This is a genomic window from Arhodomonas sp. KWT, assembly GCF_010993615.1.
This window is the reverse complement of sequence record NZ_WNXE01001121.1, coordinates 1-524: the sequence shown is the minus strand read 5'-3', so window position 1 is coordinate 524 and position 524 is coordinate 1. Positions and strand designations below refer to the sequence as shown.

The 524-nt window shown below is 69.8% G+C and carries 1 pseudogene; it reads right to left on the bottom strand.

The annotated features are described in order from the left end of the window. A pseudogene (locus G7A99_RS24475) lies at positions 1 to 524 on the bottom strand (NAD-glutamate dehydrogenase domain-containing protein); the annotation flags it as partial.

The window sequence follows — 524 nt, the reverse complement described above, 5'->3', positions numbered from 1 at the left end:
CCGCCGCGCTGCAGGTGTACCTCGTAGGGGCGCTCGTCGACGACCTCCACGCCCATGTGCTCGAGCACCGGCAGGGCATCGGAGAGCACGATCGGGCGCTCGTACTGGAACAGCCGCAGGCGCAGGATCTCCGGCGGTGCCTCCAGCGGGCGGTAGAGCACGATCCCCAGGTCGTCCGGCCCGCTGATGTGCTCCAGGCGCTCGACGTCGTGGATCGCCGCGCGGGGCACGGTGTCCTCGCGGTAGGCGGCGCTGAATCCGTCGCCGTAGCGCTGCAGCAGGCGGTTGCCGCGGGCCTCGCCGAAGTACTCCAGCATCGCCTCGCTGAGGTCGTCGCGCCAGCTGTGCATGGTGTGCGCCAGGCGCCGTTCGAGGTCGTCGTGGTCGTAGCTCGGCTTGCCGGGTTTGGCCAGGCGCACGATGAAGTGGATGCGCGCGAGCACGGACTCGGAGAGCTGGACCGAGAACTCGGCGTTCTCGGCGGAGAAGGTGTCGACCAGGATCGACTGCATGCGCTCGCGCAC